25 protein-coding genes, 1 pseudogene and 1 riboswitch are annotated in these 19,377 nt (G+C 41.9%); of the genes and pseudogenes, 4 read left to right on the top strand and 22 right to left on the bottom strand.

The features are described 5' to 3' along the window. Nucleotides 1–30: 30 nt before the first annotated feature. A complete protein-coding gene (scpB, locus tag C6Y02_RS08300; protein ID WP_034661126.1) occupies nt 31–624 on the bottom strand; it encodes an SMC-Scp complex subunit ScpB in 594 nt (197 codons plus the stop codon). After that, complete coding sequence (locus C6Y02_RS08295) at nt 614–1,372, bottom strand: segregation/condensation protein A (RefSeq protein ID WP_034661986.1); 759 nt, start codon at nt 1,370–1,372, stop codon at nt 614–616. Before C6Y02_RS08295 ends, scpB begins: the two co-directional genes overlap by 11 nt. A gap of 210 nt (nt 1,373–1,582) precedes the next feature. Between C6Y02_RS08295 and C6Y02_RS08290 the strand changes: the two genes are divergently transcribed. Beyond that, on the top strand, nt 1,583–1,675 hold the full coding sequence (locus C6Y02_RS08290) for a YjcZ family sporulation protein (RefSeq protein WP_012010430.1): 93 nt from the start codon (nt 1,583–1,585) through the stop codon (nt 1,673–1,675). Nucleotides 1,676–1,762: 87 nt separating this feature from the next. Beyond that, nucleotides 1,763–2,287 carry a DUF309 domain-containing protein gene (locus C6Y02_RS08285; RefSeq protein ID WP_034661127.1) on the top strand — a complete coding sequence of 175 codons (525 nt, stop codon included), beginning with the start codon at nt 1,763–1,765 and terminating at the stop codon, nt 2,285–2,287. 24 nt (nt 2,288–2,311) lie between these two features. Here C6Y02_RS08285 and C6Y02_RS08280 read toward each other — a convergent pair whose 3' ends face one another. From C6Y02_RS08280 to C6Y02_RS08245, 7 genes and pseudogenes are all read right to left on the bottom strand, one after another. Continuing rightward, the gene (locus tag C6Y02_RS08280; RefSeq protein WP_003215830.1) at nt 2,312–2,665 is read right to left on the bottom strand and encodes a GNAT family N-acetyltransferase; all 354 of its coding nucleotides are present in this window, start codon (nt 2,663–2,665) and stop codon (nt 2,312–2,314) included. A 113-nt stretch (nt 2,666–2,778) separates the two neighbouring features. Continuing rightward, nucleotides 2,779–3,243: a 6,7-dimethyl-8-ribityllumazine synthase gene (gene ribH / locus C6Y02_RS08275; RefSeq protein WP_060596841.1), complete on the bottom strand. Its 465-nt coding sequence runs from the start codon at nt 3,241–3,243 to the stop codon at nt 2,779–2,781. A 47-nt stretch (nt 3,244–3,290) separates the two neighbouring features. Beyond that, a pseudogene (gene ribB / locus C6Y02_RS08270) lies at nt 3,291–3,896 on the bottom strand (3,4-dihydroxy-2-butanone-4-phosphate synthase); the annotation flags it as partial. Between the two features lie 11 nt (nt 3,897–3,907). Next, on the bottom strand, nt 3,908–4,558 hold the full coding sequence (ribE, locus tag C6Y02_RS08265) for a riboflavin synthase (RefSeq protein ID WP_060596762.1): 651 nt from the start codon (nt 4,556–4,558) through the stop codon (nt 3,908–3,910). Nucleotides 4,559–4,812: 254 nt separating this feature from the next. After that, a riboswitch (FMN riboswitch) is annotated at nt 4,813–4,954 on the bottom strand. A 105-nt stretch (nt 4,955–5,059) separates the two neighbouring features. Continuing rightward, nucleotides 5,060–5,404 carry a hypothetical protein gene (locus C6Y02_RS08260; protein WP_034318777.1) on the bottom strand — a complete coding sequence of 115 codons (345 nt, stop codon included), beginning with the start codon at nt 5,402–5,404 and terminating at the stop codon, nt 5,060–5,062. A 224-nt stretch (nt 5,405–5,628) separates the two neighbouring features. Then, the gene (locus C6Y02_RS08255; protein WP_003215556.1) at nt 5,629–5,862 is read right to left on the bottom strand and encodes a DUF2164 domain-containing protein; all 234 of its coding nucleotides are present in this window, start codon (nt 5,860–5,862) and stop codon (nt 5,629–5,631) included. 220 nt (nt 5,863–6,082) lie between these two features. Continuing rightward, nucleotides 6,083–6,664: a TetR/AcrR family transcriptional regulator gene (locus tag C6Y02_RS08245; protein ID WP_034661130.1), complete on the bottom strand. Its 582-nt coding sequence runs from the start codon at nt 6,662–6,664 to the stop codon at nt 6,083–6,085. Between the two features lie 269 nt (nt 6,665–6,933). Here C6Y02_RS08245 and C6Y02_RS08240 point away from each other — a divergent pair, with 269 nt between their 5' ends. After that, the gene (locus C6Y02_RS08240) at nt 6,934–8,196 is read left to right on the top strand and encodes an MFS transporter (protein ID WP_060596763.1); all 1,263 of its coding nucleotides are present in this window, start codon (nt 6,934–6,936) and stop codon (nt 8,194–8,196) included. A gap of 30 nt (nt 8,197–8,226) precedes the next feature. On the opposite strand, the gene C6Y02_RS08235 is transcribed toward C6Y02_RS08240, so the two are convergent. After that, a complete protein-coding gene (locus C6Y02_RS08235) occupies nt 8,227–8,664 on the bottom strand; it encodes a peptidylprolyl isomerase (RefSeq protein ID WP_008359679.1) in 438 nt (145 codons plus the stop codon). A 322-nt stretch (nt 8,665–8,986) separates the two neighbouring features. Here C6Y02_RS08235 and C6Y02_RS08230 point away from each other — a divergent pair, with 322 nt between their 5' ends. Then, complete coding sequence (locus tag C6Y02_RS08230) at nt 8,987–9,871, top strand: DUF1002 domain-containing protein (protein WP_106031044.1); 885 nt, start codon at nt 8,987–8,989, stop codon at nt 9,869–9,871. 38 nt (nt 9,872–9,909) lie between these two features. Here C6Y02_RS08230 and lysA read toward each other — a convergent pair whose 3' ends face one another. The 12 genes from lysA to C6Y02_RS08170 all read right to left on the bottom strand — a co-directional run bounded on the left by lysA (nt 9,910) and on the right by C6Y02_RS08170 (nt 19,273). Next, nucleotides 9,910–11,235, bottom strand: coding sequence for a diaminopimelate decarboxylase (gene lysA / locus C6Y02_RS08225; protein ID WP_060596764.1), 1,326 nt, complete (start codon nt 11,233–11,235; stop codon nt 9,910–9,912). A gap of 115 nt (nt 11,236–11,350) precedes the next feature. Then, on the bottom strand, nt 11,351–12,823 hold the full coding sequence (locus tag C6Y02_RS08220) for a spore germination protein (protein ID WP_034661136.1): 1,473 nt from the start codon (nt 12,821–12,823) through the stop codon (nt 11,351–11,353). After that, nucleotides 12,777–13,385 carry a stage V sporulation protein SpoVABEA gene (spoVAEA, locus tag C6Y02_RS08215; RefSeq protein WP_106031043.1) on the bottom strand — a complete coding sequence of 203 codons (609 nt, stop codon included), beginning with the start codon at nt 13,383–13,385 and terminating at the stop codon, nt 12,777–12,779. The genes C6Y02_RS08220 and spoVAEA overlap by 47 nt, the downstream gene beginning before the upstream one ends. Before the next feature lie 6 nt (nt 13,386–13,391). Further along, entirely contained in the window at nt 13,392–13,742 is a 351-nt protein-coding gene (gene spoVAE, locus C6Y02_RS08210) for a stage V sporulation protein AE (protein ID WP_007501045.1), read from the bottom strand. Beyond that, entirely contained in the window at nt 13,742–14,758 is a 1,017-nt protein-coding gene (gene spoVAD, locus C6Y02_RS08205; RefSeq protein ID WP_106031042.1) for a stage V sporulation protein AD, read from the bottom strand. The genes spoVAE and spoVAD overlap by 1 nt, the downstream gene beginning before the upstream one ends. 12 nt (nt 14,759–14,770) lie before the next feature. Continuing rightward, nucleotides 14,771–15,223 carry a stage V sporulation protein AC gene (gene spoVAC / locus C6Y02_RS08200; RefSeq protein WP_034661140.1) on the bottom strand — a complete coding sequence of 151 codons (453 nt, stop codon included), beginning with the start codon at nt 15,221–15,223 and terminating at the stop codon, nt 14,771–14,773. A 20-nt stretch (nt 15,224–15,243) separates the two neighbouring features. Continuing rightward, entirely contained in the window at nt 15,244–15,660 is a 417-nt protein-coding gene (locus C6Y02_RS08195; RefSeq protein WP_034661142.1) for a stage V sporulation protein AB, read from the bottom strand. Continuing rightward, a complete protein-coding gene (locus tag C6Y02_RS08190; protein WP_060596767.1) occupies nt 15,650–16,270 on the bottom strand; it encodes a stage V sporulation protein AA in 621 nt (206 codons plus the stop codon). The genes C6Y02_RS08195 and C6Y02_RS08190 overlap by 11 nt, the downstream gene beginning before the upstream one ends. Before the next feature lie 114 nt (nt 16,271–16,384). Continuing rightward, nucleotides 16,385–17,152, bottom strand: coding sequence for an RNA polymerase sporulation sigma factor SigF (gene sigF / locus C6Y02_RS08185; protein WP_060596768.1), 768 nt, complete (start codon nt 17,150–17,152; stop codon nt 16,385–16,387). Nucleotides 17,153–17,165: 13 nt separating this feature from the next. Further along, the gene (spoIIAB, locus tag C6Y02_RS08180; protein WP_034661145.1) at nt 17,166–17,606 is read right to left on the bottom strand and encodes an anti-sigma F factor; all 441 of its coding nucleotides are present in this window, start codon (nt 17,604–17,606) and stop codon (nt 17,166–17,168) included. Then, nucleotides 17,603–17,956, bottom strand: coding sequence for an anti-sigma F factor antagonist (gene spoIIAA, locus C6Y02_RS08175; protein ID WP_034661146.1), 354 nt, complete (start codon nt 17,954–17,956; stop codon nt 17,603–17,605). The genes spoIIAB and spoIIAA overlap by 4 nt, the downstream gene beginning before the upstream one ends. Before the next feature lie 162 nt (nt 17,957–18,118). Beyond that, complete coding sequence (locus tag C6Y02_RS08170; protein ID WP_374955737.1) at nt 18,119–19,273, bottom strand: D-alanyl-D-alanine carboxypeptidase family protein; 1,155 nt, start codon at nt 19,271–19,273, stop codon at nt 18,119–18,121. Nucleotides 19,274–19,377: the final 104 nt, after the last annotated feature.

Raw genomic sequence — 19,377 nt, 5'->3', positions numbered from 1 at the left:
ATTTTATCATACATTTTTCATTCTTTTGAACTATTTTATCTCTTCGAATGTTTGATTGAAGTTTTCAAAAAATAGATCAGCCTCTTCTTGTACACCATCTGCTTCCACATTCTCTGGCAGCGGAGGTAATTCATCCAAGGCCTTTAAGCCAAACTGCTCTAAAAAGGTAGGTGTTGTCCCATAAAGAATCGCTCGCCCCGGGCCATCGGCACGTCCTACTTCACAGAGCAGTGCTTTGGCTACTAAACTATGAAGCACCCGCTCTGATTTGACTCCTCTGATCTCCTCTACCTCACTGCGTGTGATCGGCTGTTTATAAGAAACGATTGCGAGTACCTCAAGCGCTGCCTGTGACAAACCTTTGGATGGGGTCTCGACTAATTTTTTCAAATAAATGCTGTATTCTTTTTTCGTCAGCAGCATATATGAATCTGCATATTCAATGAGCTCAATCCCTCGTTCTTGTTTTTGATATTCTTCCTTTACGGCAGACATCATGTCGAGTAATGCTGCCTCTTCTACTTCAAGAACAGACATGAGCTGTTTTTTTGTTAAGCCTTCGTCACCTGCTGCATACAGCAGCGCTTCTATGATGGCTTTCCAATTCACGATATCAAGCGTCATGAATCGTTTCACTCCCTATTATATAAATGTCTTCAAAGTTTCCTTCCTGCTCTAACATGATTTGATGACTTTTCATCAATTCGAGAACAGCAAGAAACGTCACGACAAGGTGCTCCTTTTGATCATGTTGAAATAGAGTCATGAAATTGGTCCGCTTTTTCGTTTTTCTTAAATGGTTCATAATCTCATTCATTTTGTCTTCAATCGGGATTTCTTGTCTTGTAATCTTAGATGGTGCTGGTTTCGTTATTTTTTTTCGGTTCAATACCTTTTGGAACGCACCTAACATATCATACACCGTGACATGTAAGTTTGTGTCCTTCACTTCCGATTCTTTTGCAAATTCGCTTAAATCACTCGGAGGTTTTGTAAAGGCATTTTGCCTTTCTTCCTCGCGTTCCTTTAGTTCTTGTGCTGCATTTTTATACTTGCGGTATTCAATCAATTTGCCAATCAGCTCTTCTCGAGGGTCCTCTTCCTCTTCGAGCAGGTCTTCATCAAATAGCTCTTCCTCTTGTTTCGGAAGGAGCATTCTGCTTTTAATACTCAGGAGGGTTGCAGCCATCACCAAATATTCACTTGCCACATCAAGTTCAAGCTCCCTCATTGTGTGGACATATAATAAATACTGCTCCGTAATTTTAGCAACGGGAATATCATAAATATCGATTTCCAACCGGTTGATTAAATGTAAAAGTAAGTCCAAAGGACCTTCAAACGAATCTATTTTCACCTGATATTCCAGCATTTTTTTCTCACCATTTCTACTGTCTTCTAAGTACCGTTTCACCGGCTAACCTTTAGTATAAGACAGGATAAAGCTCTCGTCCAATATAATTTCGACCATGATGTCCTAGGCAAAACAAGAAAAACAGTGGTTTCGCCCATACCACTCAGGGCATTTATACATAGAATACCATTGTAAAACAGAACTGATGAAAAAGGAGGCCGTATCATTATGGGAGATGGCTATAACTTTGGCGGAGGTTTCGCGCTTATTGTCGTGCTTTTCATCTTGCTGATCATCGTTGGCGCGGCTTGGGTTTATTAAAGAAACAGAGCGTCCTTTCACGAAGGGCGCTCTTTCTTCTTTTCTTTTCAATATGTTAGACTGAGAGTGGAAAAGGAGATGACCACTGTGTATCCTGAAGCGTACGTGGCTTTTTTACATGAATTTCATACGACAAGAGATTATTTTGAGTGTCATGAAATTCTTGAGGAATATTGGAAGGAAGACCCGCCTGAGCAGCGCAAAGAATATTGGGTTGGTTTCATTCAGCTTGCCGTTGCTTTGTATCATCAAAGACGGGGAAATGGAAAAGGGGCAAAACGGCTCATTTCAAACAGCCTCCACTTGCTGGAAGCAAACCGGCCCGTATTAGCGAACCTCGGTCTAGATGATGAGGCGTTTCTCATACTTCTGAGAACGCTAAAGAAGAAAATGAATGAAGACATGCCCTACGAAAGTGTGTTGCTCCCGATCAAAGATCAAGCGCTTCTTTCTTTATGCCAAGAAATGGCTCAAAAAGAAGGACTGACCTTTGGACAGGAGAGCAACTTATCCCACACATTTTTGATCGAAAAACATAGACTGCGTGACCGGACAGATGTATTGCTTGAACGAAAAAAGCAGATCGAACGTAAAAAAAGCAGAGGACTGTAGCCTCTGCTTTTACATGTGTGATATTTAATTTGTTTCGCTGTGACACTTATGAAAGAAGCCTTGCGTTAATTCATTTGGAATGAGTGTTTTGGTTTTGAATACCTCTTCCACGGCTAAAACCATTTCCTTGCCGATTCCTTGATCTCGATGGGATGGATTCACACTAATATGCTCGATTTGTACTTGGTCGTCTGTTTTTAACACACCAATGGCACCTACGATATCCTCGCCATCTTTCCAAAGGAACAGCTGCCGATTTTCATCCATTTCATATGACTTCATCGTCTGCTGAAGCTGTTTGACGTCTTTCTCACCCGGCATGAAGGAGAGTAGCCCCATGGCAATTTTTTCAAAAGACCTCTTATAACGAATTAACATATATACCCCTCAATATTCAAATTATCCTAATGTCCAGCAAATGTCTCACGAATCATTTGCTCATCACACATTATAAACATTTTTATACCGTTTTTAAACTCTTTTTCACTAAATTAACGAAAGGTTCGATTGAGATTCGCCATTTCAATGGCAGCTGCAGCCGATTCGCTGCCTTTATTTCCAGCTTTTGTGCCGGCTCTTTCGATGGCTTGTTCAATGGATTCTGTTGTTAGTACACCAAAGATAATCGGTACTCCTGTTGACATGGCACTTTGAGCAATTCCTTTAGCGGCTTCATTACAAACATAATCGTAGTGAGTTGTTGCGCCCCGGATTACGGTTCCTAGTGTAATGACGGCATCGTATTTCTTTGTTTCAGCTAGTTTTTTTGCCATGTACGGAATTTCAAAAGCACCCGGTACCCACACGACATCAATATCGTCACCGTTTGCTCCGTGTCTGAGCAATGTATCTTCTGCTCCGTCAAGCAGTTTACTTGTAATAAAGTCATTAAATCTCGCGACGACGATTGCAAATTTTAGTCCTTCTGCTACTACATGCCCTTGTATTGTATTCATATGTTGATCATCCTTTTTTGTGATTTTTATTTTGTTTCGATAGTTGCTGTTTCGTTATTGTTTAAATAGGTCTGCAATGCTTCGATTGTCAGCATCTTTAAACCGTGCTGTTTTTGGATCTCTTTTAGTTCGGGGACGCGCGCCATTGTGCCATCTACATTCATAATTTCACATATGACACCCGCTGGCTCTGAACCTGCCAGTTTCGCAAGATCTACCGCCGCCTCTGTATGACCTGGTCTTTCTAGTACACCGCCCTCTTTTGCAATGAGCGGAAACACATGACCTGGGCGGGCAAATTCTTCTGGTGTTGCGTCTTTATTTAACATGGCAAGCATGGTCGCAGAGCGCTCAAAAGCACTAATACCAGTCGTCGTTGTCACATGATCAATGCTCACTGTAAACGCTGTATGGTGTGCATCTGTATTTTGTTCTACCATTGGATGCAGGTTCAGGTGTTTGGCGATCGACGTATGGACCGGTGTACAAATGAGGCCTCTTCCATGTAAAGCCATAAAGTTAATAACTTCAGGCGTGGCATGCTCAGCAAGTGCCACAAAATCTCCTTCATTCTCTCTGTCTTCATCATCCACTACAATAATGATTTCTCCTTCTTTTAGAGCATATACTGCTTCTTCTACTGAATGATACATACAATCGCCTCCTAGAATCCGTGCTCTTTTAAAAATGATGGGGTCAATCGGGATGGCTGCTTTTCGCCTTGTTCTTTTGTTAAAAAGCGATAAATGTATTTGCCGATCATGTCACACTCTATATTCACAATCTCTCCCATAGATTTAGTCGGGAAAATAGTTCCTTCAAGCGTATGAGGAATAATAGAGACTGTGACGTGTGAATCTTGCAAATCGAAAATGGTTAAGCTGACACCATCTATTGCGATCGAACCCTTTTGCGTGAGCATATCTGTGAGGGTCTTGTCCATCTCCAAATCATAGTAAATGGCATTACTTTTCTTTTCTATTCGGGTAATGACTGCCGTTCCGTCAACATGGCCTGAGACAAAATGGCCGCCGAATCGTCCATTCGAGGACATGGCCCGCTCTAAATTCACTGGACTGCCTGATGTCAGCTGATCCAGTGATGTCGCTTTGACCGTCTCTGGCATCACATCTGCTGCGAACTGTGCTTTTGTAAAGCTTGTGACTGTAAGACATACACCATTGATCGCAATACTGTCTCCAAGGTGAACATCTTCTAGCACACGGCTGCACTTAATGACAATTTCCATGGCATCTGCTGACTTTTTACTTAATGACTGTACGGTGCCAACTTCTTCAATTATCCCCGTAAACATGTGATCCTCCCTTTCTTTTCATTTGTATTTCTCACTTTATAAAAAAGCGATGTTAGGGACATGTGATCGATTGAGCACCTTCGTCGCTTTTTAAGGTCCATACAAGGTAGATGAGGGATCACCTAATAAACACTGCATGCCGGTCTATTAACTACATGTACATACAGAAAGCCCCGGAAAAAATTCCGGGGCTTTGGCTTTTTTGCATCAGAAATAAAACTATGATCAACAAATATTTTTCGTTCATAGCTTTCTTTATCCTTCTCCCATCCAGACTTTCACTGTCGGCTTCAGCTTTTCACTGAATCAACCGTTAATAAATTAACGGGTCACGGGCTGTAAAGCATTTGCTTTATTACCGTCGGTCGGGATTTTCACCCTGCCCCGAAGGATACAATCGATATTTAGCTGTCCTTAGGGGCTATTATAGCGATCCTTGTTGTCAAATGCAACAATCAAGATTTCTCACAAAAAAAGTCTCCTTATAGGAAAGGAGACTTGTTAATTAACGACTTTTACTACTTTTATAAGTCCATCTATTCTTTTTTCATTACTAAAGTAGGCTTTAATACGATCGCCTTTCTTCAAGTCGGCCACATCATCTTCGAATTTCTTTCCATTAAAAATGATTTTTGTGCCGTTTTTTGCTTGACCGTAATATTCATCTCCATCAATTTTCGTAATGGTATATTCATAGATGGTATAATCTTTATCATTATTTGTTAAGCTTTCACCAATGGCTGTTGGCACATCTTCAATTTTCATGCCATTCATGTATAAATAACCTGCGCCTAAACAAAGCAGTAAAACAAATAAGACGGCAATTTTCAATTTAATTTTCCCCATATTTAGAACCTCCATCATCTGCACTTCGCCTATTTGTATGTTTTATTCCTTCTTTTGATGAAATAAAACCAAAAAAGCTGATTTCCATTAATGGTTACTTATATAACGATTGAGTTGGACCTTTGGTTCCACCTTTTCATCATTACATATGATACGAATATGCGTTCTTTATTAAGGGGGTCTCTTTCCTCTTTATCCGTTAGTAGGGCGCACACCATTGATGATCATCTTTTTTCGAGTGCGAATAGATCTTCCTCTAACAATTGCGATCTCTGAACAGCAATGTTCCGGCTGTCACGAACCCCTTGATTATAATAGTAACTTCCAAGATTTTTTGTGATAAATTCTAGTATATTAATGGCTGCTAATTCACCAATCTCTTCTTCTCGTTCTTCGGCAAAGTAACGCTGAATGGCAATCATCATTTGATTTTTTTCTTCTTTTGTTAATGGTTTCAAATTATCTCCTGCTTTCTTTCAGCATGAAACACGCTTTTTTAATTTGCATTGACTTCTGTTTTTCAGTTGAATGTGGCGACACCCACAAATGCGAATATTTGTTCTCTTATCATATCACAAAATCGAGTTCTGTCCATAACTGTCCTAAAAGAAAAAGCGTGTTTTGATAGCTTGATCAAAATACGCTTTCCCTATATTGACTCTTTTCCACGTAGACTGTTTATTTCAATATGGAAAGTATCGTCGCTACAGAATGATCTACAAATGAACGCTCTGGACGAGATTTCATGAGGACGGTAAGTCCAATGAAAGAAACGACCAGTGTCTGTGCTAAAGCTTTAGCATTCAGACTGCTTTCGAGCTCACCCGAGCGAATACCTTGAACAATCCTTTCTTCAAAAATGACCGAAAGATACATCTGATGCTCTCTTGTAAGAATTTCAAATTTCTCTTCGTGTGGCGCAAGTTCCACTATTGTATTGATGCAAAAACATCCTTTACTCGGACCATCTCTATATTCCTCTTCTACTAAATCTGCAAATAATGCATGAAATGCTTCCTTTGCAGAAAGATTGCTTTGAAGTTTTGTTCGAATATGGCCAGCATGCTGCTTTGTATATTTGCGTAATGCGGCCTCAAATAATTCCTCTTTATCTCCAAAAGCTGAGTATAAGCTTGGCCGCTGTATTCCCATTTTTGCAGTCAAATCGCTTAATGTAGTGGCCCTATACCCCTTTTCCCAAAAAAGCACCATTGCCTCATCCAACGCTTTTTCCTTATCAAATTCCCGTTGTCGAACCATCAGCAATTCCTCATTTCAACAATAAAATTTCTTCACAAAGTCAGCCATCTATTTCTTGATATTATTCTCTATTTGGTTACCAATCGGTACATTATAATTTTATTTTATTGACGTACTAATGTCAAATTGCCTTACCCTCTCAAGATCAGCATCAATTAACTGTATCAAAGTCTTGACTTTAAAACGTTTTGTTGGTTATCCTTAACAGGAATCATAATATACCTAACAGTATATTATACTTTTTAGTACAAAAGGAGACGATGAAATGCATGGTGAAAGAAAAAATCACTTCCATTGAACATCTTGATATGGAAACGACTCATTTACCAATCAAACCGAGATCAACGATGACTCGCTATATGGCACTGCTGTTTGCGATAGCCTGCGGGATGGCAGTTGCAAACATATACTTTGCACAACCGTTATTAGACTCCCTCGCATCCGAATTTGGTATCACCTATTCATCCATTGGCATGGTCATTACGATTACTCAGCTTTGTTATGCGCTGGGGCTGCTACTGATAGTACCACTTGGTGATCTATTGAATAGACGCCGGCTCATCATTGGTCAGATGCTTTTATCCGTGTTGTCTCTCATTCTAGTCGGCATCGCTCCTATCGTCACCGTCCTCTTTATAGGATTAGCTGTGGTCGGACTGCTTGCTGTGGTCACTCAAGTACTCGTAGCGTTCGCAGCGACTTGGGCCGCTCCAGAAGAGCGCGGTCGTATTGTTGGCTTGGTGCAAAGTGGAATCGTGATCGGGATTCTTCTCGCACGAACGTTTGCTGGTGTACTAACCGATCTCGCCGGCTGGAGGTCAGTCTACCTAGTTTCTGCCATTATGATGCTTATCATAACTGGCGTGTTGTTCCGAATTCTCCCGGGTGATGACAGCGAAAGAGAGTCATTATCCTATGCAAACCTGCTTCGTTCAATGTTTACATTGTTCAGACAAGAACGAATCCTGCGCATCCGTGGAATTCTGGCTCTTCTTATTTTTATTGTGTTTGGTACGTTATGGACTTCGCTCGTGCTGCCCCTCAGTACCACGCCATTCTCTCTTTCACATACTGCTATTGGCGCATTTGGCCTTGCTGGAGTAGCCGGAGCATTAGGTGCTGCTCGGGCTGGGAGTCTTGCTGATCGAGGTTTAGGACAGTTCACAACCTGCATTGCCCTTGTCCTATTGCTCGTTTCATGGTTTTTCATCGGTTTGGTTAAGCATTCACTTATTGCATTAGTCATTGGTATTATCATTCTTGACCTATCTGTGCAGGCCGTACACGTGACCAATCAGAGTATGATTTTCACTGTTCGGCCTGAGGCGAGAAGCCGGCTTACTGCTGCTTATATGATTTTTTACTCCATCGGCAGTGCGACTGGTTCTATTGTTTCAACCAGCATATACGCAAACGATGGCTGGATCGGGGTATGTTTATTTGGTGCCTCTGTCAGTGCCATTGCCCTTTTGTATTGGATTATCACCTACCGCCTTACGGAACAAATAACCGTAAAATCAGATTTAACATAAAAAAACACCGCGATTAAGCGGTGTTTTGGATTAAGCATCGACAACTTCGACTTTTTCCATACCTTGGCCTTGTTCCATATCTAGAACAGCCTCGATACCAGATGTTACTTTGCCAAAAACAGTGTGAACACCGTTTAAATGCGGCTGAGGGTCATGTACGATAAAGAATTGGCTGCCGCCTGTATCTTTACCAGCATGCGCCATTGATAATGAACCTCTTTCGTGTTGATGTGGATTCCCTTCTGTTTCACATTTAATTGTGTAACCAGGACCACCAGTTCCATTACCGTTTGGATCGCCGCCTTGGCTTACGAAGCCTGGGATGACGCGGTGGAATTTCAATCCATCGTAGAAGCCTTCATTCGCTAATTTTTCAAAGTTTGCTACTGTACCTGGAGCAGCCTCTGGGTATAGTTCAAACTCAATTTTCTTACCATTCGTTAGTTGTATGTATCCTTTTTTCGCCATTTTTCACATTCTCCTTTCAGGTTAAACAACGCTCATTATAGCACATTTTCGGTGATGTTAAACATCCCCTGCTCTTTGATTGTGATTTACCTCTTTTCTTAGGATTGATACAATAGAAGAGCTTGATCCTTTTTTCCTATTAAATTGATGACAGACTGTGCAACATGTCTTCATTATATTGGAAAAGGAAAACATCTTAAAAAGAAAATTGAAACGTCGAATCGATTTGTTACGTCTATATGATGGAGTGCATTTCTTTACGTGTGCTCAAAAGATGAGTTTCTCTTGAAAGAGGAACCCTTTCGACTTGAAGGAGGTCAACATGTTTAAAAAATCAATGCTTGGTATGATGGCAGCGCTCCTTTTCCTAATTGGTGCGCCAAAAGTCAGCTTAGCGGATGCAGCTGTCGGCGATGTCATCGTCACACTTGGGCAAGACTTAACTCCGGCTGATCGCCAGAAGGTGCTTGACGAGTTGAATCCACCTGAAAATGCGACAAAAATTGAAGTAACCAATAAAGAAGAGCATGAATATTTAGGAAAGTATATCCCTCGTTCTTCTATCGGGACGAGAGCATTATCATCTTCATCTATCACCATTGAAAAATCAGGTATTGGTCTGACTGTGGATACACATAACATCAAGACCATTACAGATGAGATGTATTTAAATGCTTTAATGACAGCCGGTGTCAAGGATGCCAAGGTTGTCGTGACTGCGCCGTTTGAAGTTTCTGGTACAGCCGCACTGACGGGTCTATTAAAAGCCTATGAAGTGTCAAGCGACAAAGCCATTCCAGAAGATGTGAAACAGGTAGCAAACGAAGAGCTTGTGACAACTTCTAAATTGGGTGACTCCATCGGGAAAGACAATGCTTCTGCCCTTATTGCAAAAATCAAGGATGACATTGCGAAAAATGGTGTCCCTAAAACAACAAAAGAAGTAGAAGAAAAAGTGGATCAGGCTGCTTCTGATTTAAACTTAAATCTAACGCAAGATCAAAAGGATCAGCTTGTTTCACTATTCGATAAAATGAAGAACATCAATATCGATTGGAGCCAAGTAGGATCTCAAATCGATAAAGCAAAAGACAAGATTACGAAATTCATAGAATCAGATGAAGGGAAAAACCTTCTTCAAAAGATTTGGGATTTCTTTGTCTCCATTTGGAACGCAATCGTCTCTGTATTTACTGGAGGAAAATAAGTCATCATAAAAAGCTGCCTGTACATCAGGCAGCTTTTTTACGTAGATGATTTCACTTTTGATTGATACGGTAAATCAAGTTTGACAATATCGGCATATGTTTCGCGTTCAACGACAAGCTGCGCTTCCCCGTCTTCTACAAATACAACAGCCGGGCGCGGGATGCGGTTATAGTTGTTTGACATACTGTAGCCGTAAGCTCCGGTACAAAAGACAGCTAATAAATCTCCTTGTGATAACTCTGGCAAATCGATATCCCAAATGAGCATATCTCCGCTTTCACAGCATTTCCCTGCAATGGAAACCGTTTGATCATGCGTTTGGCTCATTTTGTTGGCACTTGCCGCTTCATATTTCGCTTGATATAAAGCTGGACGAATGTTGTCACTCATTCCCCCATCTACCGCAACATAATCGCGAATGCCAGGTACATGTTTTGATGAGCCGATCGTATAAAGCGTTGTCCCTGCATCTCCAACGAGAGAGCGGCCTGGCTCAATCCAAATTTCCGGCATATCAAACTCATAGCGGGCTACGTTCTCTTTTACAGCTTGGATAATTTTCTCGACGTATTCTGTCGCAGGAAGTGGTTCATCTTCTTCTGTATAACGGATACCAAAGCCGCCGCCTAAGTTTAACACGGTCGAAATAAAACCAAATGATTCTCTCCATTCATCTAGCTTCAAAAAGATTTTATCTGCTGCAAGGACAAAACCAGCCGTATCAAAAATTTGTGAACCGATATGGCAATGAACGCCTAAAAGCTCGATCACTTCTGATCCAAGCACTTGTTTCACCGCTTCATCTGCTTGTCCATTGTGAAGGTCAAAGCCAAATTTGGAATCCTCTTGGCCTGTTGTAATGTAATCATGTGTATGCGCTTCGACACCTGGTGTAATACGGAGCAGCACTTTCACCTGTTTTGACAGCTCTTGACCAAGCTCTTCAATGAGCTTCATTTCGTAGAAATTATCTACGACAATACAGCCGATCTCGTGCTCTAACGCCATTTTCAATTCTTCCCTGCTTTTATTGTTGCCATGGAAATGAATTTTTTCTACCGGAAACCCGGCGCAAATGGCTGTGTGAAGCTCCCCTCCTGATACGACATCAAGAGATAATCCTTCTTCCTTGGCAAGCTGAAACATGGCGATGGAGGAAAATGCTTTACTCGCATATGCTACCTGCGCTGTTAACTCTTCTTCTATAAATGCTTTTTGAAAGCTTTTTGCACGCTCCCGTATTAAAGCCACATCATATACATAAAGTGGTGTCCCATACGTTTCAGCTAAAGAAACGGCATCAACACCACCAATTTCTAAATGACCGAGTTCATTTTGTCTGCAAGTGCCGTGTAAATACAATGTCATTCCCTCTTTCTCCGCCTCGGCTGAAAAAAGACAGCTGCGTGAGCTGCCTTTTGCCGTTTCTCAAAGTTAAAAATACAATATCACAATCTTCAGCCACTTTCAATGAGCGTTAAGAATTTGGCGGAATTTTTGATCTGTTTTGAGGGTGAACGATGCTTGGCCTTACTTTTGAGCCAGGAACAGACGTCCGAATTAACACTTGCCATAAAGCTTTCCCATTAAAAGGAAGAAACGGCCACATATAAGGCGTCTGCAATGAACGTATGGATGTTAAATATATGATTAACAACGTAAAACCAATGATGAGTCCATTCAGCTTAAAGATCGCCACGAGTGCTAGTATGATGAGTCGTACAATCTTATTGGCGACACTCAGCTCATAGCTTGGCGTTGTAAATGTCCCGATAGCCGCTAGTGAGACGTATAAGATGACCTCTGGCGTAAATAAACCGACATCAATGGCGATTTGTCCAATTAAAACAGCCGCAATCAGCCCCATGGCGGTCGACAAAGCGGTTGGCGTATGAATCGCTGCCATCCTTAAAAATTCCACCCCAAAATCAGCAAGGAATACTTGTAATATGACCGGGATATGAGAAGGTTTATTAAAGCCAATATAGCTTAAATGATCCGGCAGAAGACTTGGTTCGAGGATAAACAGAAACCAAATCGGTAAAAGAAACGTTGAACATAAAATGCCTAAAAAGCGTACCCATCTTAGGAACGTACCAACTGCAGGTGCCTGGCGGTATTCTTCTGCGTGCTGAACGTGGTGAAAAATGGTGGTTGGCGTAATGATGACACTAGGAGATGTATCCGTAATGATGATGACATGACCTTCTAGTATATGGTTAGCGGCGACATCTGGACGCTCGGTGTAGCGTACAAGGGGAAAGGGATTGTATCCTTGTTTAATAATGAATTCTTCAATCGTTTTATCAGACATCGTCAGCCCATCGACTTTGATTCCTGATACTTCTTTCTCTATGATATCGACAAGATCTGGGTCCGCAATATCTTCAATGTAGCAAACACATACATCCGCTTTCGAACGTTCGCCTACTTTGAGCATTTTGTATCTCAGTTTTTCATCTCGCACCCGTCTTCGTATGAGCGCTGTATTGACAATAATGTTTTCAACAAAGCCGTCTCTTGCGCCCCGGACAACCTTTTCTGTATCCGGCTCCTCTGGCATTCTGCCAGGATAGCTTCTGACATCAATGATAAATGCGTAGTTTTCACCTTCTACTACAACTGCCACAAGCCCCGACAGCACTTGGTCTACCGCTTCATCGAGCGTTTCAACCTTTGAGACCTGCTGATTGACTAGACGGTTCTCGACCACACGTGCCAGATCATCTGATTCAGGTTCGTTGTCATTGATTTCAATTAGCTCTTTTAATAAGTAGATGACATACTGTGTATCACACAGTCCGTTTACATAGTAAAGTTGGATTTCCTGATCGTGTATATAAATTTTCCGCACGCCAAGGTCAAAGCTGAGACCCATTCCGACATTTTCCTTGAAGTAATCTTCATTTTTCTTCGGGTCTCGGTACACGTTTACCTTGTCTTTCTTCATGGAAACCACTCCTTTCTAAAATTAATTCAACTGCTTTCATTGTGATCGGAGATCCCTTGCTCAGATCATCTTTACGTCCCATTTTGCCAATATCTCCAATCCCAACAACAAACGGAAGATGGAGCGAGTCAAGACAATACACTGTATCCCCGCTCATTTTATGAGGCTCCATTTCAGGAAGACCATGCTTGTCGACACCGTATTCTGTCAGTTCACCCTCCCGGTCAATGGAAACATGAACTTTTGTCCATTCAGCTTGATGCGTTTTGGATGCAACGGCGATCGCTCCTATGACTTCAATTTCAGGGTGACGCGCCACATGCTTCATCGCTGTCTCTCCTGTTCCTTCACCTGTCAGGCCAGAGTCATCAAACATGACAAACACTGGATCATACGGCGTTTTTAAAATCATCTGTACAAGTTCAGGCCCTGTCCGTTTGCTTGGATTTCCTTTTGAGCTGGAAATACATCGTCCACCGACGTTTTTAGCAGCAAGCTCAATGGTTTTGGCAGCATATATATCTCCGTCTGTCACTAAAATGACTTTCCGTCTTTGCCCCATATTAGGTTATCCTTTCGGTTTAAAGATAAGAGCGATAATAAATGAGAATAAAATCGCAGCTGAAATTCCAGCAGAAGTTAATTCAAAAATACCGATCCCGATTCCGATGAACCCGTGTACATCTGCCTGATGCATCGCCCCATGAAGCAAGCTATGACCAAAGCTGACGATTGGTACGGTTGCGCCCGCACCTGCAAATTCAATAAATTTATCATAAATACCGAATCCGTCTAAGATGGTACCCGCCACAACAAAGGTGGTCATGACATGTGCAGGCGTAAGTTTGAGTACGTCTAGTAAAAGCTGGCCAATGACGCAAATAAGTCCGCCTGCAACAAAAGCGATAAGATAATCCATTAGCTCTCTCCTCCTGCACGCTCAAATACGACACCGTGCGCAATGGTTGGAATGGTCTCTTTTTGCTGGACCATCGTCGGGCTGAGAAGTGCCCCGGTTGCGACAACCAGTACTCTTTGCAAATTCCCTGCCTTCATTTCTTGAAAGATGTGACTGAATGTCACAACAGCTGAACACGCACAGCCGCTGCCTCCAGCGAACACGTTTTGATCGGGTGTATAGATGATTAATCCGCAATCATCGTGCTTTCGGCCGAGCTGAATGCCGTCTTCTTTGAGCAGATCCTTTAAGATCGGTGAGCCAATGCCAGATAGATCACCTGTTAAAATAAGATCGTAATCTTCAACCGTTCTCCCTAGATCTTCTAAATGCTGCTTGATGGTATCTGCTGCTGCCGGTGCCATTGCCGACCCCATGTCAAATGGATCTGTAATCCCAAGATCCATAACTCGTCCCACAGTTGCGCTTGTAATTTGAATTTGGGAGGGCTCTTGGCTGATAATAACGGCCCCGCTCCCAGTCACTGTACTTGTCGCTGTATCTGGTTTTTGTCCGCCGTATTCTGTCGGATTACGAAATTGGCGTTCTGCCGTCGCATTATGACTGCTTGTCGCAGCAATGGCTCTTTTTGCAAAACCACCATCTACTAATGCCGAAGCAATGGCGACCGATTCCATTGATGTGGAGCATGCTCCAAATAAACAAAGAAACGGGATTTTAAGTTCTCTTGCCACATAGTTTGCTGTGACGTTTTGATTCAGTAAGTCTCCTGCCAGCAAAAGATCAACATCGCTTTTTTGCAAATTTGCTTTTGATAAAGCGGTTGATATCGCATCATCCATGAGCTGCCTTTCAGCCATTTCCCAGTTCTTTTGATAACAATGCATTTCGTCGTATGTTTTATCAATTAGATGACCGATCGGGCCTTCTTTTTCTTTCGGTCCTGCAGCTGTTCCTTCTGCATTGACATAAAGCTTGTGCTCAAATACCCAAGATTGTTTACCTGTTAGTTTCACGTTTCATTCCTCCTACGAAAACGCCTTTTCCAAGATGTATCGAATGATCCCTACGACATATGCCGAGACGACACCAAAAACAATGACGTTCCCAGCAAGCTTAAACATGTTCGTGGCTACACCTAACACAAGCCCTTCACTTCTATGTTCAAGAGCAGCACTTGTCATGCTGTTTGCAAACCCTGTCACCGGGACAGCGGATCCCGCTCCAGCAAACTGGCCGATTCTATCGTAAATACCGATACCAGTTAATATAGAAGAAATTAAAATGAGGGTCGCTACGGTTGGGTTCCCTGCTGTCTTTTCATTAAAATCAAAAAAGTGAATATAGAAATTTTGCAGCCCCTCGCCTATGGCACAGATCAATCCACCAACAAGAAAAGCCTTGATGCAGTTGAGGACATAAGGAGGTTTAGGCTGATACGTTTTCACCTTAGATGGATAGTTCTCTTTTAAACTCGACACGTGTTGTTCCCTCCAAATTCTTAAATATAAATTAGCCAATGAAATAGTGAACCAAATACCTTTCCTAAGACAATGGCCATGAGAAGCAAAACAATTTTCCCGTCCATTCCAATTCTTTTCGTTAATATAGGAAGTACATTTAATACTTCAGTCAGCGCAGCTGCAAGCATGCCGACGAAGATGCCCGCTAAAAGACCGATCGGAAGTGCCAGCCATTTGGATAAATGCAAATGTATTGGACTTAAGGTTGCCCAGCCGCCAACGACCGCCCCGCTGATGACAGCCGCCTCGTATCCTTGTATGAAGCGCTGCGTTTTGGTTAATTGCATTAAACGAGGGATGATGCCCAGCACTGTGAGAAATGCCACAAATCCTGCTCCTACCGTTAAACCGCCGCCAAGTCCAACAAGCACGACAAAAAGCCACTTACCGATCATGAATGTCTTTCATTGTCTCTTTATTTTCTTTGAGGGCGACATAATGATCGAGATCGAGCTGATATTTAAACATTTCCACTTCAAGCGGACTTGGTTCTTCATTTAAACGCTTTTTAAATACATGATTGAAAAATAAAATCATGCCGAAGCCTAGTCCGAAGCTATATGGAATTTGCAATAAATAAGGATGCTCAACCGTTTTTCCTGTGATCATTTCATATAGGCGGATATGAACGAGCCGCATACTGACATCCTCGTGGAAATTCATAATGGCAAGCGCCGCTCCGACAAATAACAGGAGCCATACAAACACAAATAAAACGGGAGAAAGCTGGCGTTTGCCTGTATCAATTTCGACAATGGCCTCAGCGCCTCCAACGGTTTGAATGTCGATGTCTGGCCATGTTTTTTTGATCGTTTTGACCACATGCATGATATCAAGAACGGCGATGTGACGATCCTTTTTACTGACATGATATATCGGCATTTTGCTAAGCTTTTGCACAGCAAACTCATCACCAGTGATTTGGGCGATATCTTCTAAATAAACAAGCTGATCATTACCGGTCTTGATTCGATGGCGCAGCCGAAGAAAGATTTGTCCGTCCATCCAAGTCACTTCCTATACGATGGGTTAAAAATAGTATGTGGTGAAAAATGGTTCTCATACTGATAGAACTTGATTTACCGGTAATTACCACACAAAAAAAGCCAGCCTAATTGGCTAGCTGTCTTTTTGATCCATTTGCATTTGGATTTGTTTTAAAATTTTCTTTTCAAGCCGCGAGACTTGTACTTGTGAAATACCGAGCCTCTCTGCTACCTCAGATTGTGTTTGGTCTTTATAATATCTTAAGTACACAATGAGTTTTTCTCGTTCTTCTAATTCCTTGATCGCTTCTTTCAGAGCGATTTTATCAAACCATCTTTCTTCTGAATGATCCGCAATTTGATCAAGCAATGTAATCGGGTCTCCGTCATTTTCATACACGGTTTCATGAATCGATGTCGGTGAGCGGACCGCTTCTTGGGCGAGGACGACATCCTCTGGTGTGATATCAAGATATTCGGCAATTTCCTGGACAGTGGGCATTCTTCCGTGAGACTTAGACAATTCATCTCTTGCCCGCCGAATTTTATTTCCAAGTTCTTTTAGTGACCGGCTCACTTTGACTGTTCCATCATCACGAATGAATCGCTGGATTTCACCAATGATCATTGGAACAGCGTAGGTCGAAAACTTCACATCATATGACAAATCAAATTTATCAACAGATTTCAGCAGTCCAATACAGCCAATCTGAAACAAATCATCTGGTTCATATCCTCTATTTAAAAAGCGCTGAACAACGGACCAAACAAGACGCATGTTTTTTTCTACGAGGAGGTCTCTTGCTTGCTGATCACCGTCTTGGCTTTTTTTGATGAGCTCTTTGACTTCATCATTTGACAGCTGGGCTTTTTTTGCTTGCTTTTTTACCTCCACATCCATATGAGCAGCTCCTTTAATTACAAAGCGCTTTGCTTTTTGATAGATGCTTTGTTAAACGGATGGTCGTGCCCATTTCTGGAGATGAGTCTATCATGACATCATCCATAAAATTCTCCATGATGGTAAAGCCCATTCCAGAGCGTTCTAAGTCTGGTTTTGTGGTGAATAGCGGCTGTCTTGCTTCTTCAAGATCTGTAATGCCCATGCCTTCGTCACGGATGGTGAGGTACACAACATGGTCATCAAGTGTGACATGGATATGCACCTTGCCATCTGGATTTCCATCATAGCCATGGATAATGGAGTTTGTCACCGCCTCTGACACAACGGTTTTGATTTCTGTTAATTCATCTAATGTCGGATCAAGCTGGGCGATAAACGCTGCGACTGTCACCCTCGCAAAGGATTCATTTTGACTTAAAGCAGAGAAGGTCAGGTTCATTTCATTCCTCATGATGCCACCCCCAATGTTTGCAATGCCGTTTGCTCTGAAGGCTCCATACGGATGATTTTAAATAAGCCAGACATATCAAATAATCGGTTCACTGCTGGCGAGATAGCACAGACGACCATTTCTCCGCCAAGCTGCTTAATTTCTTTATATCTTCCTAAAATCACTCCGAGACCTGAGCTGTCCATAAACGTTAAATCAGCCAAATTCAGCACGATGTGGCGAATGTCCTCTGTTTCCAAATAATTCGTCACCTTTTGTCTCAATGTTTCTGCGGAGTGATGATCAAGCTCTCCTGTTAACCGAATGCAAAGTACGCTCTCTTTTACTTGAAAATCAATTTCAAGGCTCATCTTTTTATTCCTCCTTGCTCTAATTTCGGATAAAGATTGTTTCTCTTTTTTATCAAGTAAATCCTTCACCATGACAAAACTAGTGACCATTCGTCACATTTAGATGTTCTTTTCTTCTTACTCATAGCAAAAAGACTGCCAATTACAGCAGCCTTTCACATTTTATTTCCATTTCACAAATTCCGCCATCGCTCTTTTCAAGAAAGTCCAAACGCCTGCTTTTTCCATTCCTTCTTTAGCTTCTACAGGGCTTTCATGCAGCACTTTTCCGTCTTTTTTCAAGACAATTGTACCTAGTTCCGTTCCTTTTGAGAATGGGGCCGTGACATCCTGAGACAATTTGATTTCTTTTTTAATCTGATCCACATTTTCGCCTTTTTTCGTTAAAAGGGAGATTGGCTCAGAGGTGACAAGCTGAATTTTTTTCTTTTTCCCTTTGCTTACCTTGATCTCCGCTACATCTTGTCCTCGTTTGTAAAGCGGGTGAGTGGTGTATTGACTAAATGCATAGTCTAACATTTTGACCACTTGAGCGTTTCTGTCTTTCGGTGTACTTGCGCCGAAGACAACTGCAATGACGCGCATGTTGCCTTTTTTAGCGGATGCAGTTAAACAGTATTTGGCTTCGCCTGTAAAACCTGTTTTCAACCCATCGACTCCTGGATAAAATTTAATCAATCGGTTCGTATTCACAAGCCAGAATTTTTTATCCGTGTTTTGACGGAGATAGTCTTCGTAGACCCCTGTGAATTTAGTGATTTGTTCATATTTCAACAGCTCTTTTGCCATTTTTGCCATATCATGAGCTGTACTGTAATGGTCTTTTTCAGGAAGTCCTGTTGGGTTTTGAAAGACCGTAGAGGTGAGGCCGAGTTCTTTTGCCTTTTTGTTCATTTGCTCCACAAACTGTTCTTCAGACCCTGCAATATGCTCTGCCATGGCAACTGAAGCATCATTTCCTGACGCAATCGCAATGCCTTTCATCATTTCTTTCACGGTCATTTCTTCTCCAGGCTCAAGGAAGATTTGTGACCCTCCCATTGATGCTGCATAGTCACTTGTTCTAACCTTGTCAGTCATTTTCAGTTTTCCTTGATCAATGGCTTCCATGATGAGAAGCATCGTCATGATTTTGGTCATACTTGCGGGTGCAAGCTTTTCATCGCTGTTTTTGTTGTAAAGCACTTTTCCCGTGTCACGTTCTATTAAGATCGCTGATTTGGCTTCGTGCACCAATTCTGATGTTTGTTTTTCTCCTGGTTTTTCAATCTTTTCTTTTGCTATCGCTGATGGTGAAACCATTGAGATAAGGATCATTAAAATAAACAATGCACATATATGACGTTTCAAGTGGCAGACCTCCATTATCGTAATCCTTTCTATTTTTTCCTCATACAGGCTGTTTTATTCAGAGATCGTAT

This window comes from Bacillus sp. NMCC4, assembly GCF_002998555.1.
GTDB lineage: Bacteria > Bacillota > Bacilli > Bacillales > Bacillaceae > Bacillus.
The sequence above is the reverse complement of the archived record's forward strand: the minus strand, read 5'-3'. Positions and strand labels throughout refer to the sequence as shown.

Excerpts from the sequence above, each read along its gene's own strand:
- C6Y02_RS08295 (WP_034661986.1), bottom strand. The coding sequence starts at position 1,372 with ATGCTGGAATATCAGGTGAAAATAGATTCGTTTGAAGGTCCTTTGGAC.
- C6Y02_RS08290 (WP_012010430.1), top strand. The coding sequence starts at position 1,583 with ATGGGAGATGGCTATAACTTTGGCGGAGGTTTCGCGCTTATTGTCGTG.
- C6Y02_RS08190 (WP_060596767.1), bottom strand. The coding sequence starts at position 16,270 with ATGGACGGACAAATCTTTCTTCGGCTGCGCCATCGAATCAAGACCGGT.
- C6Y02_RS08280 (WP_003215830.1), bottom strand. The coding sequence starts at position 2,665 with ATGTTAATTCGTTATAAGAGGTCTTTTGAAAAAATTGCCATGGGGCTA.
- spoIIAA (WP_034661146.1), bottom strand. The coding sequence starts at position 17,956 with ATGAGCCTTGAAATTGATTTTCAAGTAAAAGAGAGCGTACTTTGCATT.
- spoVAE (WP_007501045.1), bottom strand. The coding sequence starts at position 13,742 with ATGGATTATCTTATCGCTTTTGTTGCAGGCGGACTTATTTGCGTCATT.
- C6Y02_RS08220 (WP_034661136.1), bottom strand. The coding sequence starts at position 12,823 with ATGAAGAAAGACAAGGTAAACGTGTACCGAGACCCGAAGAAAAATGAA.
- C6Y02_RS08195 (WP_034661142.1), bottom strand. The coding sequence starts at position 15,660 with ATGATCGGTAAGTGGCTTTTTGTCGTGCTTGTTGGACTTGGCGGCGGT.
- C6Y02_RS08170 (WP_374955737.1), bottom strand. The coding sequence starts at position 19,273 with ATGATCCTTATCTCAATGGTTTCACCATCAGCGATAGCAAAAGAAAAG.
- C6Y02_RS08235 (WP_008359679.1), bottom strand. The coding sequence starts at position 8,664 with ATGGCGAAAAAAGGATACATACAACTAACGAATGGTAAGAAAATTGAG.
- spoVAEA (WP_106031043.1), bottom strand. The coding sequence starts at position 13,385 with ATGGGGCAAAGACGGAAAGTCATTTTAGTGACAGACGGAGATATATAT.
- C6Y02_RS08245 (WP_034661130.1), bottom strand. The coding sequence starts at position 6,664 with ATGGTTCGACAACGGGAATTTGATAAGGAAAAAGCGTTGGATGAGGCA.
- sigF (WP_060596768.1), bottom strand. The coding sequence starts at position 17,152 with ATGGATGTGGAGGTAAAAAAGCAAGCAAAAAAAGCCCAGCTGTCAAAT.
- scpB (WP_034661126.1), bottom strand. The coding sequence starts at position 624 with ATGACGCTTGATATCGTGAATTGGAAAGCCATCATAGAAGCGCTGCTG.
- C6Y02_RS08240 (WP_060596763.1), top strand. The coding sequence starts at position 6,934 with ATGGTGAAAGAAAAAATCACTTCCATTGAACATCTTGATATGGAAACG.
- spoIIAB (WP_034661145.1), bottom strand. The coding sequence starts at position 17,606 with ATGAGGAATGAAATGAACCTGACCTTCTCTGCTTTAAGTCAAAATGAA.
- C6Y02_RS08260 (WP_034318777.1), bottom strand. The coding sequence starts at position 5,404 with ATGGGGAAAATTAAATTGAAAATTGCCGTCTTATTTGTTTTACTGCTT.
- ribE (WP_060596762.1), bottom strand. The coding sequence starts at position 4,558 with ATGTTTACGGGGATAATTGAAGAAGTTGGCACCGTACAGTCATTAAGT.
- C6Y02_RS08230 (WP_106031044.1), top strand. The coding sequence starts at position 8,987 with ATGTTTAAAAAATCAATGCTTGGTATGATGGCAGCGCTCCTTTTCCTA.
- ribH (WP_060596841.1), bottom strand. The coding sequence starts at position 3,243 with ATGAATACAATACAAGGGCATGTAGTAGCAGAAGGACTAAAATTTGCA.